Raw genomic sequence first — 735 nt, forward strand, 5'->3', positions numbered from 1 at the left:
TTAGCGCCGGATCTCGGGCGTCTGTCCCTCAACTCCCATCTAGACGGTTGTCCCGTATGACGATCGTTTGCGAGATGCGTGCAGCTCGCGTCCATCAGTACCAAGGTGTCGAGGTACTAAGGTATTGCGGTTTCTAGCGGTGTGGTGACGGCGTCCTCGATCGCGGCCACGGCGGTCTCTACGTCGGCGGGAGTCCCTGCGGCGGAAGAGAACTTGTCGAACGACGACCAGATGCCCGGCTGAGAGCACTACCGGGGTAACCCTTCGTTCACGCCCGCGTTGATCCCTCGGCCCGGCCGTTCGGGTGTTCGATGATACCTTGTGCGGCCTTGTGCCTGTGAGGAGTTCGGCGGATTTGGGGTCGGAATCGAAATCCGGTTGTTAGCCTCCGGTGGGCTGGGTTTCGGTTCCGACGGCCAGTTCCCGACATGACGAAGGTTGATCCAGGTTGTTCCCCTCGAGGTAGGAGACGAATGTGAATCAGCACAGCACGGTGCACCGTTACCGCAGGGTCGGGGGGCGCGCCGCGCGTCTCACGCTCGGGGTGACCGCCACTTTTGCGATGGTCCTGGGTATGGCCGGGATGGGGGCGGCGTCCGCGGCCGCCGATACCGTCATCGACACCGTCCCGGTCGGGTTGGCCCCGTCCGGGGTGGCGATCACCCCGGACGGTTCCCGCGCCTACGTCGCCAACGATGCCGACAGTTCGGTGTCGGTGATCGACACCGGCACCAA

Annotated in this window: 1 protein-coding gene; it reads left to right on the forward strand. The window is 64.1% G+C overall.

Going from position 1 to position 735, the window contains the following annotated elements:
- Nucleotides 1-475 precede the first annotated feature (475 nt).
- A partial coding sequence (locus RM2_RS23285) for a YncE family protein (RefSeq protein ID WP_373863379.1) occupies nt 476-735 on the forward strand: 260 nt, incomplete at its 3' end.

The organism is Rhodococcus marinonascens NBRC 14363, from assembly GCF_001894885.1.
GTDB classification, from domain to species: domain Bacteria; phylum Actinomycetota; class Actinomycetes; order Mycobacteriales; family Mycobacteriaceae; genus Rhodococcus_F; species Rhodococcus_F marinonascens.